Origin of the sequence: Pseudomonas mediterranea CFBP 5447, assembly GCF_000774145.1 — a bacterium.
Taxonomy (GTDB): Bacteria; Pseudomonadota; Gammaproteobacteria; order Pseudomonadales; family Pseudomonadaceae; genus Aquipseudomonas; species Aquipseudomonas mediterranea.
Map to the genome: position 1 here is coordinate 967,623 of NZ_KN322987.1, position 15,879 is coordinate 983,501.

General features: G+C 60.5%; 14 protein-coding genes. 5 read left to right on the forward strand and 9 right to left on the reverse strand.

Features of this window, described 5'->3' with window-relative positions; genetic code table 11:
* The first annotated feature begins 117 nt into the window (after positions 1–117).
* Positions 118–1,611: an arginine-ornithine antiporter gene (arcD, locus tag N005_RS24080; RefSeq protein ID WP_047703481.1), complete on the forward strand. Its 1,494-nt coding sequence runs from the start codon at positions 118–120 to the stop codon at positions 1,609–1,611.
* 87 nt (positions 1,612–1,698) lie between these two features.
* Positions 1,699–2,235 (forward strand): Hsp20/alpha crystallin family protein, encoded by a 537-nt coding sequence (locus N005_RS24085; RefSeq protein ID WP_047703482.1) that lies wholly within the window; start codon positions 1,699–1,701, stop codon positions 2,233–2,235.
* Positions 2,236–2,340: 105 nt separating this feature from the next.
* Here N005_RS24085 and N005_RS24090 read toward each other — a convergent pair whose 3' ends face one another.
* From N005_RS24090 to N005_RS24100, 3 genes are all read right to left on the reverse strand, one after another.
* Complete coding sequence (locus N005_RS24090; protein WP_047703483.1) at positions 2,341–3,696, reverse strand: MBL fold metallo-hydrolase RNA specificity domain-containing protein; 1,356 nt, start codon at positions 3,694–3,696, stop codon at positions 2,341–2,343.
* A 100-nt stretch (positions 3,697–3,796) separates the two neighbouring features.
* Positions 3,797–4,687 carry a universal stress protein gene (locus N005_RS24095; RefSeq protein ID WP_047703484.1) on the reverse strand — a complete coding sequence of 297 codons (891 nt, stop codon included), beginning with the start codon at positions 4,685–4,687 and terminating at the stop codon, positions 3,797–3,799.
* A gap of 67 nt (positions 4,688–4,754) precedes the next feature.
* Entirely contained in the window at positions 4,755–7,127 is a 2,373-nt protein-coding gene (locus N005_RS24100; RefSeq protein WP_047703485.1) for a phosphoketolase family protein, read from the reverse strand.
* A 194-nt stretch (positions 7,128–7,321) separates the two neighbouring features.
* Between N005_RS24100 and N005_RS24105 the strand changes: the two genes are divergently transcribed.
* Positions 7,322–8,305, forward strand: a complete 984-nt coding sequence (locus N005_RS24105; protein ID WP_047703486.1) for a zinc-dependent alcohol dehydrogenase family protein — start codon at positions 7,322–7,324, stop codon at positions 8,303–8,305.
* Here the strand turns inward: N005_RS24105 and N005_RS24110 are convergent.
* A complete protein-coding gene (locus N005_RS24110; RefSeq protein ID WP_047703487.1) occupies positions 8,295–9,188 on the reverse strand; it encodes a universal stress protein in 894 nt (297 codons plus the stop codon). The two genes, N005_RS24105 and N005_RS24110, sit on opposite strands and share 11 nt — an antisense overlap.
* A 242-nt stretch (positions 9,189–9,430) precedes the next feature.
* Between N005_RS24110 and N005_RS24115 the strand changes: the two genes are divergently transcribed.
* On the forward strand, positions 9,431–9,994 hold the full coding sequence (locus N005_RS24115; protein ID WP_047703488.1) for a GNAT family N-acetyltransferase: 564 nt from the start codon (positions 9,431–9,433) through the stop codon (positions 9,992–9,994).
* 53 nt (positions 9,995–10,047) lie between these two features.
* On the opposite strand, the gene N005_RS24120 is transcribed toward N005_RS24115, so the two are convergent.
* The 3 genes from N005_RS24120 to N005_RS24130 all read right to left on the reverse strand — a co-directional run bounded on the left by N005_RS24120 (position 10,048) and on the right by N005_RS24130 (position 12,530).
* Complete coding sequence (locus N005_RS24120; protein ID WP_047703489.1) at positions 10,048–10,959, reverse strand: universal stress protein; 912 nt, start codon at positions 10,957–10,959, stop codon at positions 10,048–10,050.
* Positions 10,960–11,064: 105 nt separating this feature from the next.
* Complete coding sequence (locus tag N005_RS24125) at positions 11,065–12,309, reverse strand: MgtC/SapB family protein (RefSeq protein ID WP_047703490.1); 1,245 nt, start codon at positions 12,307–12,309, stop codon at positions 11,065–11,067.
* Positions 12,306–12,530 (reverse strand): hypothetical protein, encoded by a 225-nt coding sequence (locus N005_RS24130; protein WP_047703491.1) that lies wholly within the window; start codon positions 12,528–12,530, stop codon positions 12,306–12,308. Before N005_RS24130 ends, N005_RS24125 begins: the two co-directional genes overlap by 4 nt.
* 244 nt (positions 12,531–12,774) lie before the next feature.
* Between N005_RS24130 and N005_RS24135 the strand changes: the two genes are divergently transcribed.
* Positions 12,775–13,698, forward strand: coding sequence for a universal stress protein (locus N005_RS24135; protein WP_047703492.1), 924 nt, complete (start codon positions 12,775–12,777; stop codon positions 13,696–13,698).
* 105 nt (positions 13,699–13,803) lie between these two features.
* On the opposite strand, the gene N005_RS24140 is transcribed toward N005_RS24135, so the two are convergent.
* Positions 13,804–15,213 (reverse strand): sensor histidine kinase, encoded by a 1,410-nt coding sequence (locus tag N005_RS24140; RefSeq protein WP_047703493.1) that lies wholly within the window; start codon positions 15,211–15,213, stop codon positions 13,804–13,806.
* Complete coding sequence (locus N005_RS24145; RefSeq protein ID WP_047703494.1) at positions 15,210–15,872, reverse strand: response regulator; 663 nt, start codon at positions 15,870–15,872, stop codon at positions 15,210–15,212. Before N005_RS24145 ends, N005_RS24140 begins: the two co-directional genes overlap by 4 nt.
* Between the last annotated feature and the right edge of the window lie 7 nt (positions 15,873–15,879).

Genomic DNA, 15,879 nt, shown 5'->3' on the forward strand with positions numbered 1-15,879 from the left:
TCACATCTGATCTACATCAATACCCCTTTGCGCCTCCAGGCCGACATTAAGACGTAGCGTTCGAACCTTTGTATCGACGAAGGTTACCGAACCTCCCGTCTCATGGAGGCTTAGATCATGGCAACACAACTGCATGGTACAGAACCGCTCGTCCCGACCGTCAAACCTCATCCTCTGGCTGGCAGTTTGCGCAAGGTCGAACCCCGACGCCTGTCGCTGAGCCTGTTGGTCGCCCTGGTTGTCGGCTCAATGATCGGCAGCGGCATCTTCAGCCTGCCCCAGAACATGGCGGCCAGCGCCGGCGCCGGGGCGATCCTGATCGGCTGGCTCATCACCGGCGCGGGCATGCTCTCGCTGGCCCTGGTTTACCAGACGCTCTCCAATCGCCAACCGGAACTGGACAACGGAGTGTTCGCCTATGCCCGTGCGCTGGGCGGTGAATTCCTGGGATTCAACTCAGCATGGGGCTACTGGATCAGCGCCTGGATCGGCAACGTCAGTTACCTGGTGATCCTGTTCGCTGCCCTCAGTTACTTTTTTCCGGTATTCGGTGAAGGCAACAATAAAGCCGCGATTGCTGGCGCGTCCGTCGTGTTGTGGGCGCTGCACTGGATGATCCTGCGTGGAATGCGCACCGCCGCCAAGGCCAACGCCATGACCACGATCGCCAAAGTGGTGCCGCTGCTGCTGTTCATCGGCCTGGTCATTGCCGGCTTCTCCAAAAACACCTTCTTGACGGATTTCTGGGGCACACCGGCATTGGGCAGTACGCTGGACCAAGTCAAGAGCACCATGTTGGTGACGGTCTGGGTGTTCATTGGTATCGAAGGCGCCAACGTATTTTCTGCCAGGGCAGCCGAACGGGCTGATGTCGGCCGAGCCACCGTGATTGGCTTCATCCTGACATTGCTGTTGCTGATCGCTGTTTCCCTGTTGTCGCTGGGCATTCTCAGGCAACCCGAACTGGCCGCCCTGAAGAACCCTTCCATGGCAGGAGTGCTGGAAGTGGTTGCCGGGCCCTGGGGCGCCGTGCTGATCAGCATCGGTCTGATTGTGTCGGTGGGTGGTGCATTGCTGGCCTGGACGCTGCTCGCGGCCGAATCAGTGTTCACCCCAGCCAAGGAAAAGGTCATGCCCCGGCTGCTGGCCAGCGAAAATCAACGGGGCGCACCTGCCAACGCACTGTGGATCACCAACGGCTGCATTCAGCTGTTCCTGTTGCTGACCCTGTATTCGAGCGCCAGCTACCTGGCCCTGATTTCACTTGCCACTTCGATGATCCTGCTGCCTTACCTGTTCAGTGGCCTGTATGCACTGAAAATGACCTGGCAAGGCCAGACCTACGCCGGTCATCGTGGGTTGCAACTGCGCGACATGGCCATCGCCGTGGTCGCAACGGGCTATTGCGTCTGGCTGCTCTACGCCGCCGGCCCCCGGTACATGCTGCTCAGCGCCCTCCTCTATGCCCCCGGCACGCTGATCTACCTGAGCGCTCAACGGGCCAGAACCGACCGTGCCCTTAACGGTTTCGGCTGGAGCCTGCTGCTGGTGATCTGGGGGGCGGCGATCTTTGCCGGTTGGATGCTCTGGTCCGGCCAGCTGTCTTTGTAGGTTCGCAGGCGTGCACTGACCCGTTCGGCAACGGTGCCTGGCAATGGGGCCAGGCTCCCTCCGGACATCACCAAAGAGGAATATCCAATGTCCAATTCAGTGAAAAAAATGCCGGTCAACAGCGACCAGCAAGTGCAGCACTCCACCAGGACAGATACCTGGCATCCGTTGGAAAAACTTCGTCAGCAGGTGGATCACCTGTTCGAAGATTTCAACCGGGGCACAGCGCTCTCGACCTTCAGCCGCGGGCTGTTCGATGTAGAGCCTTTCTGGCGCCGTGAGTTCTCCGCCAGCCTGCCGGCAGTGGACATCAGTGAGAAGGAAAAGAACTTTGAAATTACCGCCGAGCTGCCTGGCATGGATCAGAAGGACATCGAGATCCGCCTGGCCAACGGCAACCTGATCATCAAGGGGCAAAAGAAGGAAGCCAAGGAAGAAAAGAAAAAGGGTTATCACCTGTCCGAACGCCGTTACGGTTCCTTCGAACGGGTGTTCAACCTGCCAAAAGGCATCGATAGCGACAAGATCGAAGCCCAGTTCAGCAAAGGCGTGCTGACGCTGACACTGCCGAAAAAACCAGAAGCACTCAAAGCGGAAAAGGTCGTCCCGATCAAGTCTGATTGACTGCCTTGAAACCTGCCCCTCGCCGGCCAACGACGAGGGGCTTTTTCATGCCTGCGCCGATTGAGCGAACAGGTGGGTGTCATGCCCGCTCGCGAAGGCGATCGTTCAGAGTTCCACGCTATCACGGTACGTCGGCACCGACACCGACCACCCCAGTTCGTCGCAAATCCGGTGGCGCAAGACATCCGACGCATTGGGCTCCCCATGCACCACATAGGTTTGCCGTGGTGGCGTCTTGAAGCCTCGCAGCCATTGCATGATTTCGTCGGCATCGGCATGGGCCGACAGTGTTTGCATCGGCACCACTTCAGCATTGATCGGTACATCTTTACCGTGGATGCGCACCGCAGGCTCGCCCGCCACAATCCTCGCGCCTCGCGTACCGCCGGCCTGGAAGCCGGGCATCAGCAAGGTGTTGATGGGGTTGGGCGCCAGGCTCTTGAGGTGATGCAGCACTCGTCCCCCGGTGGCCATGCCACTGGCGGCGATGATCACCGCCGGGGTGCGCTGCAGGTCCAGAGCCATGGAATCCTTGACCGAGCGCACCGGGTGGGCGATGTGGCACATGCCCTCGCATTCCTCCCGAGACAACCGGTGTTCATCAGCGAAGCGCTGATACAGCCGGGTCACGTCGATGGCCATGGGACTGTTGAGATAGATCGGAATATCGGGGATCGCCCGGCGTTGTTTCAGGCGATACAGGTGATACATCAACAATTGAGCGCGACCGACCGTGAACGAAGGCACCAGGGTGATGCCCCGGCGCAGCGCGGTGCGGGTAATGACATCGGCCAGTTGATCTTCCGGCGATTCATGCGGATGCCGACGGTCGCCGTAGGTGGACTCCACCAGCAGGACATCTGCCTGCTCGATGGCTTTCGGCGCGAACATCACCGGATCTTCGGGCCGGCCCAGGTCACCTGAACAGACCAACGTCACGCCACCAGCCCGGACCTGAACAGTGGCGGCGCCCAGGATGTGTCCGGCACGGCGCAGCAGGATCTCGATGCCCCTGGCGATCTCCACCGAATGTTCGAACGCGACCGGCCGCAGTAATTTGAGCGCCCGTTCGGCATGTTCACGGGTATACAGCGGGAAGGCCGGCGCGTGCTTGGAGACCCCCTTGCGGTTGGCGTACTCGGCCTCTTCTTCTTGCAAGCGGGCACTGTCGCGCAGCAGGATTTTCACCAGTTCACAGGTCGCGGGCGTGGCGTAGATAGGGCCGCGATAGCCATTACGCACCATGACCGGCAAGTACCCACTGTGGTCCAGGTGAGCGTGGGTCAATACGATCGCCTCCAGGTCCCGCATCGGCAGTTCAAAGGGGTCCCAGTTCAGCAGGCGTAACTGCTTGTAGCCCTGAAACAGGCCACAGTCGATCAGGATGCGCTGTTCGTCGTGTTCCAGCAGGTACTTGCTGCCGGTCACAGTGCCTGCGGCCCCGAGAAAAGTCATGCGCATGGCGGTGCTCCTGGACAAACGATGGAAAAGCTATTGATAGCATTGTTCACCCAGGCGGCCGGTGACTGCGTCAACCACTCGGCCGCCAGGGCTCACTTTGTCAGACCGCCAGGACACTGCACTGCACCTGATACAGGATGTGTTCTGTCGTGCTGCCCAGCAGTCCAAACGGATCATTGTGCTGGGAGCGGCCCATGACGATCACATCCACGTCATGCTCCAGAGCAAACTCACTAAGCGCCGAAACTGGGTGACCCAGCAGAAACTGTCTGCGTTCGGCAGGCACACCGAACAGGTTGGCCAGTGCCAGAAAGGATTTCTCCAGGCTTCTTCGCAATTCCTTGCTGAGCTGCGACAGCGATACGCCGCCGCCCCCTACATCACCCAGGTAGACCGATGATGCCTCGTAGGCATGAGCCAGATGCAATTCGGCATCGCATTGCAGCGCCAGGCCAAGCGCCTGGCGGATAATCCGGTCGTTAAGCCCACTGTTCTGTGCAAAGGCACTGGAAGGGTCCACAGCCGCGACCACTTTGCGCGGCAGGCCGTGAGCGGCCGCGCCCACCATGTACAACGGAACAGGGCATTTGCGCAGCAGGTGCCAATCCAGCGGTGTGAAAAGTGCGCGCTTGAGCAGGGATTCGTGCTGGACCTGCTTGATCAGCAAGTCGGGTTGGAATTGCGAGACGTGCTGCAGGATCTGTTCGCCCAGGGCCTCGACCCATGCCACTTCGGTGGTGACACGCAAGCCCCGGCGCCGCATCTTGTCGGCCTCCTCCTCCAACCAATTGCGCTGGTCCTGGAAATAGTTCTGTCGTGCCTCTTCACGAGGCTCCTGTTCGAGCAGCGACAAAATGTCCAGCGAAGGGATCAATGCGGTGACGTGCAGATGCGCTTCGCTGGCTGCCGCCAGGGTCGCGGCGTGATGAAGGACCGGCGAATGTCTTTGCGCCGGGTTGAGGATCAGCAGCAGGCGTTGATACTGGCTCATGATGGTTCTCCGGGGACAGGCTCCAACGCCACGATGCAGCGCTTGATGCCATGATAAATAGCGGCCGTCATGGCAGTGTGGGCGTCCAGCGCCACTCCAGTACCTCGGGCAGGTCCTGCCCATGCTCGATGACGTAGAGCTGATGCCTTTCCATGGTTTCCCAATATCGATCACGGGCGCTGTCGACCAGCGGACTCAGCCGTGGCACTCGCTGGATCACGTCAAGGGCCAATCGATAACGATCGAGCTGGTTGATCACCACCATATCGAATGGCGTGGTGGTTGCGCCTTGCTCCATGAAGCCGTGGACATGGAAGTTGTCGTGGTTATGACGTTTATAGACCAGCCGATGGATCAGCGACGGATAGCCATGGAAGGCGAAGATCACCGGCTTGTCCACGGTGAACAGCTCGTCGAACTCTGCATCCGACAGTCCATGGCCATGTTGTTGCGGTGGTTGCAACACCATCAGGTCCACCACATTGATGACCCGTACCCGCAGGTCCGGCACGTAATGGCGCAGCAACGTAATGGCGGCCAGGGTTTCCAGAGTCGGGACATCACCGGCACAGGCCATTACCACATCCGGATCTTCGTCGTCCTTGCAGGCAAAAGCCCAACGGCCAATGCCTGTCATGCAGTGGCGAATTGCCGAGTCGATATCCAGCCATTGCCATTGCGGATGCTTGCCGGCCACGATCACGTTGATGTGGTTGCGACTCTTGAGGCAATGATCGGTCACAGTCAACAGGCAATTTGCATCGGGAGGCAAGTAAATGCGCACCACGTCGGCACTTTTGTTCGCCACCAGATCGATGAAGCCTGGATCCTGATGGGAAAAGCCATTGTGATCCTGTCGCCAGACATGAGAGGTGAGCAGGTAGTTGAGCGATGCAATCGGTGCGCGCCACGGTACCTGGGCTGCGGTCTTGAGCCACTTGGCGTACTGATTGAACATCGAATCGACGATATGGATGAAGGCCTCATAGCAGGAAAACAACCCATGGCGTCCGGTCAACAGATACCCCTCCAGCCAGCCCTCACACACCTGCTCACTGAGGATTTCCATGACACGTCCCGCACTGTCCAGGTTGGTATCCCCTGCTTCCAGCGCGGCCAACCAGGTCTTGCCAGTGACCTCGTATACCGCATCGAGCCGATTGGAGGCAGTTTCGTCGGGCCCGAACAGACGGAAATCGGCAGCCTTGAGGTTGTGCTTCATCACATCGCGCAGGTATCCGCCCAATACACGGGTGCCCTCGGCCTCGATGGCACCCGGTGCGGAAAACAGCACGGCATATTCGTTGAACCTGGGCATTTCCAAGGGTTTGAGAAGCAAACCACCGTTGGCATGGGGGTTGGCGCCCAGACGCCGATGGCCTGTCGGCGCCAACGCGGCGATGTCAGGCCGCAACGCGCCGTTGGCGTCAAACAACTCCTGGGGTCGGTAGCTTTCGAGCCACTGTTGCAGTTGCATCAAATGCCGAGGCTGTTCGAGGTGGCTCAGCGGGACCTGGTGGGCGCGCCAGCTACCTTCAACCTGCTGACCATCGACGAATTTGGGGCCGGTCCAGCCCTTGGGCGTGCGCAAGATCAGCAGTGGCCAGAGCTGGCGCTCCACAGTACGTCCCGATGAGTCCGTACGGGCCTTGCGCTGGATGTCACGAATCTTGAGCAGCATCTCGTCCAAGGTCTTGGCCAACTGCTGATGAACGACGAGCGGGTGGTCGCCTTCGACAAAAAACGGGTCGTAGCCGTAGCCATACATCAGGGCCGACAGTTCGTCCTCGCTGATGCGCGAAAGCAGCGTGGGATTGGCGATCTTGAAACCGTTGAGATGAAGAATCGGCAGGACGGCGCCATCACGCACGGGGTTGAGAAACTTGTTGGAGTGCCAGCTCGCCGCCAGCGTACCGGTCTCTGCCTCTCCGTCGCCAATGACACACGTCACGATCAACCCTGGATTATCGAACGCCGCTCCATAGGCATGGGCCAGGGAATAGCCCAATTCTCCCCCCTCGTGGATGGAACCTGGAATCTGCGCAGAAACATGGCTGGACAACCCGTACGGCCAGGAAAACTGCCGGAACAGGCGCAGCATGCCGTTCTCGTTTTGTTCAATCGCGGGGTGATATTGGGTGAGGCTCCCCTCCAGGTAGCTTTGGGCGACAATGGCCGGACCGCCATGACCAGGCCCCGTGACAAGGATCATGTCCAGGTCGTGGGTCTTGATCAGATGGTTGAGATGCACATAAATCAGGTTCAACCCGGGCGTTGTGCCCCAGTGGCCGAGCAGGCGCGGCTTGACCTGGTCAACTTGCAAAGGCCTGCGCAGCAAGGGGTTGTCCTTGAGGTAAATCTGTCCCACCGCCAGGTAATTGGAAGCACGCCAATAGGCATCGATACCTTCCAGTTGATCGGGACTGAGAAAATCACTCATCGCGTCCTCCAGACAAGCTGGGTTGGCAGCGCTTCCTGCCGGTCGTCGGAGCCGCCGTCGAACGGCGTGCCATGGGTGGATTCTGGAACGCAGGAATGATCCCGACTTGATTTACATCAGAACCAGGGAGGCTAGGGTGTTAGAAGGTTCGGGCTCATCGGCGTGGAACCGTCTGCTCAGACAGGAGAATCCTCATGCGTGCCATGGTCCTGCACTCGTCTGGCCAACCCTTGAAGTTGGAAGAACGCGCCTTGCCGGTACCGGCACGCGGGCAACTGTTGATCAAAGTCCTGGCCTGCGGCGTATGCCGCACCGACCTGCATCTGTTTGACGGTGAGTTGCCCCAGGCCCGGCTGCCTCGGGTACCTGGCCATGAAATCGTCGGGCAAGTCACCGCTGTCGGCACGGACACAGCCACCGACTGGATCGGTCGACGAGTGGGTGTCCCCTGGCTGGGCTGGACCTGCGGGATCTGTGAGTTCTGCCGCTCGGGAAGGGAGAACCTCTGCGACCAGGCGTTGTTCACCGGCTGCCAGCTGGACGGCGGTTACGCCGACTACACCGTCGCCGACGCGCGTTTCTGTTTCCCTCTCCCTGACGACCTGGATGCCGCCGAAGCGGCGCCCTTGTTGTGTGCGGGGCTGATCGGTTTCCGAGCCTTGCAAGTGGCCCAAGACGCCCCTCATCTGGGACTCTATGGCTTCGGCGCCGCTGCTCACCTGGCAATTCAGGTCGCCGTGGGCCGAGGCCAGCTGGTCTACGCCTTTACCCGGCCCGACGATGACGCTGGCCAGGCTTACGCCCGATCACTCGGCGCAACCTGGGCGGGCCCATCGGATCGATTTCCGCCACACTTGCTCGACGCCAGCCTGATCTTCGCACCCGTGGGCGAGCTGGTACCGCTGGCCTTGAAGGCCACCGCCAAAGGTGGCTGCGTGGTGTGCGCCGGCATCCACATGAGCGACATTCCGAGTTTTCCTTATCGCTTGCTATGGGAGGAGCGCAGCGTGCGTTCAGTGGCCAACCTGACTCGTGCCGATGGCGTGGCATTTTTCCAGCAGCTCCAACACACCCCCGTGCATTGCAGCGTGACCTGCTTGCCCTTGATCGAAGCCAATCAAGCCTTGGAAGTCTTACGCAGCGGACAGGTCAATGGCGCCATCGTGCTCATCCCCTGACCGCCAACAGGCTGCCCGGTATGGAATACAAGGCCCGCTCAGTCGTGCTGCCGATCAAGCGCTCCAGGCCGACCCGGTGTGCGGTCCCCATCACCACCACATCAACCTCTAGCTCATCGACGAGTTCATGAAGGACCGGTATCGGCAGGCCAACGACGAAATGCCTTCGCTGCGCCGACACACCGCAGCGCTCGGCCAGGTTGACGAACGCCGTCTGCAACGACTCACGCAGGGCCTCGACATAATCGTCGTCCCAGGCCCCTGCCAGTAGCGACGCCTCTCCGTTGAACGCCGCCGACAGGTCGCAGGCATACAACAGGTGTAACGGAGCGTCGCATTGCCGGGCCAACGCCCCGGCGGTCTGGGCAATCAGCTCATTCAAGGCATCGGCCTGGGGATCGGAGGGATCCACTGCTGCCAGCACTTGGCGCGGCGTGCCGTGAACGGCCTGGTTGACCAGATGCACCGGCACCGGGCAATCGCGTAACAGATGACAATCGAGGGGCGTGGTAAAGACCCGTTTGAGCAAGGGTTCGAGGGTGACATCCTTGATCAGCAGATCGGGTTGCAACTGTTCGACGCAACGAAGAATGTCCAGCAGAGGATGAGTGGTCCAGACTACGCGCGTCGACACATTCAACCCCTCCTCCTTGAGCAGCGCAGCCTCCTCTGCCATCCAGCGGCGATAGCGATGCAAATGCCGCTGCACGTTCGCTTCGTCTGTTTTCTCACCCCATAGATGGGTATGTGCCGGTGGCTGGACGAATACATATAAATGCAGCTCGGCACCGCTGGCCCGTGCCAGGGCACAAGCCCTGCGCATCGCGGCAGAGGGGTGCAAGTCGGGTTCGACGATCAACAGCAGACGCTGGTATAGCTCCATCGCACACCTCCACCCGGTTGTTCAACGGGAGCCGGCACCTCGCACCGGCCACTGTCCGACATGATCTGCAGCGTGCGCCCACCGATGCCACATGCGGTTTGATCTGAATCAACCTCAGTGCAATCGACGGTTGGGTACGCCAAGGCTGATCCAGATCAGAATCGACTGCCGCCACCGGCGTAGAACTGCACCGAATGCGAGACTTTTTTCGCACTGCACGCTTATCCGACGGAGGATCGACCATGCTCACAGTCAAAGCCCATAACGAACGCGCCGCCGCACTGTATGCCAGCATCAGCGGCAAGCACTGGATTCAGGCGCTCAAAGACGGCCGGCATGTGCTGATCAGGCCGTTGCGGGAAGAAGATCGCCAACGCGAATATGACTTCATCAAGCGCCTGTCTCCGGAATCGCGGCACATGCGCTTTCTATCGCAAATCAACGAACCCGGGACGGCGATGCTCGATCAGTTGATGGACATCGACTACAAGACCCGCCTGGCCTACATTGCCCTGGTCCATGACGATGGCAAGTTGATCGAAATCGGCGTCAGTCGTTACTGCGCGACCTCTGATCACGAATGCGAGTGCGCCGTGACCGTCGCCGACCCATGGCAACAGCTGGGGCTGGGAACGCTGTTGATGGAACACCTGATAGAAACGGCGCGTAAAAACGGCTACCGCCAGATGTACTCCGTCGACTCCGCCAGCAATGTCGCCATGCGCGACCTGGCCCACAGCTTGGGGTTCGAGACCCGCACCGACCCCGAGGACACCCGACAAGTCATTCATCGCCTCTACCTTTAGCCACGAGGCTGCGCGGGTAACCTGTAGAACGGGGCCCGCGCAGGTGGCTCCGGTCAAGCCTGCGGCTTGATCGCCCATACGCTGCAAGGAGCTCGTTGCAGCAAGAGCTCGGCGGTAGTGCCCAGACGCCTGTCCAGGCCATGGTGTGCCGTGGTGCCCATCACGATCACGTCGACCTGATGGTCGTGAGCGAACTTACAAATACCCGGCAGCGGTGCCCCTTCGACGAAATGACGCTTGTGCGGCGCGACCCCGTGCCGCTCCGCCAGCGATTCGAACACCTCGTGCTGCGCCTCGCCCAATGCCTCATAGATTCCTGTCGCCAGGGGGAGCGCGCCGATGCCCATGTCCGTGGCATAGATGGCGGTCCAGTCAAAGGCGTGCAGCAACTCGACGTCGGCGTTGCATTGCTCGGCCAACTTGATGGCGGCGTTGACGATCTGGTCGTTGAACACCAGGTCCTGTTCCTCGCTACGCAGCACGTCGACGATCGCCAGGACTCGCCGAGGCCGGGGGTTACGCGAATCGGTGACCAGATGCACCGGTACAGGACAGTCGCGCAGCAAGCGCCAGTCCAACGGCGTGAAGAAGATCCGTTTCAGCGCCGGCTCCGGCTGTGCATCCTTGATGATCAACGCCAGCGGCAATTCCTTGATGTAATGCTGCAAACCTTGATAGGCATCCTTGCTCCAGACCACCTCACAGGTCACCTCGACCCCATGCCGCCGTGCCAGCTCGGCCTGTTGCCACAGCCAATGCCGATGTGTTTCCAAATAGCCGTCGCGTGCGCTCTTGACTTGGTCGGGCGCGAACAAACCGGCCACCGACAGCACCTCCAGATAATCGATGGCGACGATATGCAGCGGCAGGTCCATCGCCAGCGCCAGCTCGGTGGCACGGTCGAACGCAGGCGTACGGGTCATGGCGTCAGGCGCCAACAGCAATAAACGTTGAGTCTGGGACATGGAACACCTCGACATAGGGCAACAGCCCGTTGAAGGATCGAGGCTTCAGAATGAACCTGTGCCGCAAGCCAGACTTGATCTTCCTCAACTGGCCATCATTGAGGATCAAAAATTCGGTAGCAGCAATCCCGCCCACACCGCCAGCGTTACCAACGCCTGGCCAGTAATCACCTGCACGGCGAACTTTCGCCCGCCACTGAGCCAGGCCACCACGCACTTGCTCAGGGAGTTGCTGCTTATCGCCAACAATACCGGTACGGCGCTCGCCTCGAAGGGCAGCAAACCGGCCTTGACCAAGGACGCGATGGAGGCCATCGAGGCATGAGCGTCAACCAGGCCGCTGAAAATAGCCGTGACGGCCACCCCGGCCTGCCCGAATTCATCAAGCATCGCTGACGACACAACAGTGATGACGGTCATTGCCACGACCACCGTCAACGCCAGCTTCAGGCTGAACGCTCCGCCGTGCTTGATCCCCTCCTCAGCTCGCACTCTGGGTCGGGTAAACATCAATACGCTGGCGTAGAACAGTACGGTCACCGCCCCGCACAGCAGCGGCCACCCCAGCCAACGCAGCAACGCCGGTTCCACCGCACCGAGAATCAGCGCCACCTGTGCCAGAGTCGCCAGGTTGGCCAGCACTGCGGCCGCGCTCAGTACCTTCACATTGAGAGGCTCCTTCGCGGCGATGTGCCCCATGGTCGCGACCGTCATCGTAGCGGAGGCAAACCCCGATGCAATGGCGCCCAGGGCGTAGCCATAGCGAGTGCCAAGGGTGCGAACCGCGACGTGCCCCAGTGCCGCCACCGCCATCAGCATGACGACCAGGAAGCAGATGGTGCGAAGGTTGATGACGTTATAGGGCCCCAGGTAACGGTCCGGGGCGAGGGGGAGTATGACCAACGCGGCAATCAACAGCGTCAGGCCATCGCGCAACTCGACGGCGGTCAACTGACTGCGAGCAAAATGGTGCAGCACCTGACGGCTGGCCAGCAGCCCCGCCAACACCGCGCCTATCGCAGTAGCCAAGGCCGGTGCGCTGACGCAGAGCGCGCCCAACACCAACACCGCGAACAATGCGACTTCGCTGGTGATGCCGGGATCCTTGGCGAGACTTCTCCAATAGGCCATGGTGACCAATGCCCCCAGCGCCAGCGCAACGAACCCTAGCAATAAAGGTCCGCCGATCCAGGCCGTGACATACCCCAACATCGACGTAACGGCAAAGGTGCGCAGGCCGGCAAAATCTTGTCTGCCGTCCTCCCCCTTGCGCCGCTCCCTATCAAGCCCCACGAGCAGGCCGATGCCCAGCGCCGCGCCGGCGTTGATAAAGTCCAGGTCCTCGATCACGACCACGGTTCTACAGCAAGATTTGAGCGGACGTTCGACGGGACACCGCTCGCGCGATCTGCGATCACGTCTTGCGGCCAGGCATGAGGCGCATCGATTCGAGCCTGCAACGTCCTGGTAAACGCCAGCGCTTCATCGACGCTCCGGAAGCCTATGCACCAGGCATCCAGATGGACTACCCAGCGCTTTTCTGCCTGCCGCTCTTCGAGCCGAATAATCATGATCAACCTCCTATGGCGGGTGAGCCTGGATTTCAAGATCAGGCACCAGCCTGCGCCCGATTACGCTGGCCGGGTTGATCATGATCAATCATTGCGCTGTTGCCCGGTCGGGACCGATGTGACGCTTTCAAGCGTGTTTGATGCAAATCAAGTTACCCAGGCTCACCGCGCTCATGATCAATAGCGGAAACAGCCCGCGCGAAAGTCGCCCGGCGCCAACAGGTCCTTGCCCAGGAGGTTTGCCATGTCTACTCAACCACGCTTGATGCTGGTCGTTTCGCCACTGATGGAACACAACCCGGCGTTCGACCGGGCAGCCGCCCTGGCCAAGGCCGAGGGCGCCGCCTTGCACATTGTCGCTTTTGATTACCTGGAAGGCCTGGCCACGGCCGGCCTGGTCAACGAACAGGCACTGGAGCAGATGCGCCTGGGCTATATCGAACGCCACCGCCAGTGGCTGGAAGAGAAAGCCAGGCCCCTGCGCAAGCTCGGCATCGAGGTCACGACAGAAGTACAGTGGGTGGAGCGCCCCTTGCAGGAAATCCTGGTCCACCTCAAAGAGGCGCCGATGGAGGCACTGATCAAGACGGTGGACCCTGAGTCCTGGATCTCGCGCATGATGTTCACGCCTTTGGACGTGCACCTGTTGCATGAATGCAAGGTGCCATTGCATTTCGTCAACAAAGTGGTTCATGCACGTCCGCGTAAAATCCTGGCTGCCGTCGATCCGTTCCACCACGATGGCCGCTACCAGGGGCTCAACGACCGGATCCTGAGCGAAGCCAACAAACTGGCTGCCAGCTGCGATGCGGAACTGGAAGTCATCTACGCCTATGACCTGTCCTCCATCACCGCCGCCGAATACGGTTTTGGCAATGGCTCGCCATTCTTTTCCTCGACGCTGGCCCGACAGCTCTATGAATCCCAGGGTGCGACATTCGACGCCTTGGCCGAACGCAACGGCATCGCCCCGGAACAACGCCGCATGATCATGGGTGATCCGGCCAAGGTGTTGGCCAGCTACGCCGGGGCCCACGACATCGATGTCATCGTCATGGGTCGCGTGGGCTATGGCGGTCTGGACAAGCTGATCGGAAGTACTGTGGAAAGTCTGCTGTACAAGATGCCGTGCAGCTTGTGGGTGATTGCGCCGCAGCAGTTGGATTGAGGCAGATGACCATCGCCGATGAGAGCAACCGCTTCGGGCCTGACTTCTGCCAAGTTGATTGGCGTCCCCTGCACGGCCAGCGAAATCGCCGGGTTTCACAGCCGTTCATCTTTGGTCTGAAAGCAACTGGGCAGAGGCCTGGAGTGTCTGGACGTCGCGCATTTGCAAGGTGGCGCGCAACCCTCCTTCAGGGAGGTTTTCCAAACGGATCTGGCCGCCCAGGCGCTCGGCTATGGCGCGTACGATGGTCAGGCCCAACCCCGCGCCCTGATCATTGCCACGGCTGTAGAACCGCTCGAAGAGCCGCTCACGCTCAGCCTCGTCGATACCCGTCCCCTGGTCTTCAACCGACAGTTCATAACAATCATCCTTCCTGGCGAGCCGTACCGTAATGACGCCATTGGCCGGCGAAAACCTGGCAGCGTTGGTCACCAGATTGTTCAAGGCGATATCGATGGCCACCGGATCGATTCGAACCAGGCCGATGTCGTCGCTGACCTCCAGCACTGGCTCGAGTCCCTTGCTCAATAACCAAGGCGTCATCGGCACCAGAGTTGCACGCACTGTGGCAGCCAGATCGATCGGGGCAGGCGCCTCGGCAATCACCCGCGGTTCAAGCCGCGCCATGGTCAGCAACTGGTTGACCAGGCGCGTGGTGCGATCGACCCCGGCGAGCAAATGCTCCACGGACTCGCGACGACTTTGTTCATCCCCCGCCTCCAACAGGTTCTGTGCGTGCACCCGGAGTACCGCCAGGGGCGTGCGCATCTCATGGGCCGCATCGGCGATAAAACGCCGTTCACGGCCCATGACTTCCTGGATCTGCGCCAATACACGGTTGAGCGCCGCCTGCATGGGCTCAAGTTCCGTCGGCAACGGCATCATCTGCAGGGGTTCGAGTGAGCCCGGATGCCTGGCCCGCAATGTCGCCGCCATGTCCACCAGGGGCTTGAGCCCCCAGCCGATGGCCAGCCAGATCACCGCGGCGAGAAGCACGCTGCCGATCAGATTGGGCACCACGGTATGACGAACGATGCGATCCACCAGATCGGCGCGCACGTCGTCGCGCTCCCCCACCCAGATCTTGAGGCCGTACTGCGGGTCGTCCAGCACGAACGCCCGCCAGGTATGGTTCTTCTGGTCCATCACCTCACTGAAACCGGCAGCGGTGGGTGGCGAGGTGAAGGACGGTGCGCTGGAAGTGTGGACCAGCACGGAACCTTTTGCGTTCCAGACCTGGAAGGCGATCTTGCTTTCATAGGGATGACCATCCACTTTGGGCACCGCCTGCCCCAACGCCAAGTTGAACGCCTGGTACAGCTCGGCATGCTCCTTGCTCGCCATGGGCATACGCATGACGCCCTGCAACAAACGGGCATTCTGGGCCAGTTGCGCGTCATAGACCTCGGCGATTTCGTGGTTGCTGTCGTGCAGATTGAAGACCGTGATGATCAACAGGCCAAGGAACAGCAGGCCCAGAATCAACGTCAGGGTACGCCGGCGTATCGAACTCATCGGTGCTCCTCCACCAGATAGCCGACACCGCGAACGGTTCGGATCAAGTCGGTGGAGAACTTCTTGCGCAGATGATGGATGTGGACTTCGAGCGTGTTGCTCTCGGCTTCCTCATTCCAGCCGTACAGCAGTTGCATCAGATGGTCGCGGGTCATGACTCGCCCCGGCGGTGAAAGCAATTCGTGGAGCAGCTGATACTCCTTGGGCGTCAATGCCACCGGCTTGCCCTGGTAACTGACCTGCTGCGTACCGGGGTTCAGGCTGATGCCAGCGTGCTCGATCAGTGCCTGGGCACGGCCCGCGCTGCGCCGCAGCAGGGCTCGTAGCCGGGCCTTGAGCTCTGCCAGATCGAAGGGCTTGACCAGATAATCGTCGGCCCCGGCATCCAGCCCGGCGATACGGTCTTCGGTGGCATCGCGGGCAGTGAGAATCAGCACCGGCAAATTGCTACCACTCTCGCGCAAGCGACGCAGCACTTGCAGACCATCCATACGGGGCAGGCCCAGATCAAGTACCGCCAGGTCAAAGGTTTCACTGAGCAACGAATGCAGGGCACTGCTACCGTCCTGCAGCCAGTCGACGGTATAGCCCTCACGAATCAGTGCCTGACGGATGCCTTCACCCAGCGCCACGTCGTCCTCGATCAATAGTAAACGCACGCGCACT